The sequence below is a fragment of the Methanocorpusculum petauri genome (genome assembly GCF_026891975.1).
GTDB lineage: Archaea > Halobacteriota > Methanomicrobia > Methanomicrobiales > Methanocorpusculaceae > Methanocorpusculum > Methanocorpusculum petauri.
In genome coordinates, this window is record NZ_JAPTGB010000059.1 from 1 (window position 1) to 501 (window position 501).

The 501-nt window shown below is 53.5% G+C and carries 1 protein-coding gene; it reads right to left on the minus strand.

Features of this window, described 5'->3' with window-relative positions; all coding sequences use genetic code 11:
• Positions 1 to 40: 40 nt before the first annotated feature.
• The coding region (locus O0S10_RS10485) for a hypothetical protein (protein WP_268925832.1) at positions 41 to 501 on the minus strand (461 nt) is incomplete at its 5' end.

A 501-nucleotide genomic window follows, 5' to 3' on the forward strand; every position in this document is an offset into this window, starting at 1 on the left:
GGCAGATTCATCACCCCGCATTAGAATTGAAGCGGGTCGGTTAGTTGAGTGCGGCAATACCGTCTGCCCAGGCCTCAACTTTCGTGAGGATGTTGTCGCTTTCATAGGAACTGATTTTGAGATCTTTCCGGGTGAAGGCGAGGAAATAGATTTCTCCGGCGGGATCGTGGAGTTTGAGACGGACGTTCCAGCTGTCTTTTGCGGTGTTACGGTTGGCAACAGCATCCGCACCGTAGGCCTGGGTGATCGCTGTCGCAGACAGGATTTCTGCGATGATGTCATCATACGCGTCCCGGGTCGGTGCAGTGATAACAATGGTTCCGCGGGTTTTGCCTACAGTATCCACGTACTCAATGGTAGCCTTGTAGTTTTCGCTGGTAGTAGTGACACCGGGAATGGTTTGGCCGGAGGTCATGTAATCGGAAGTACCAAGCGGATTGTCATCGGCTTTGAGTGCGGCGATTGCAGCATCGAACGCGTTCGCAGAAGTGATCGGTGCGG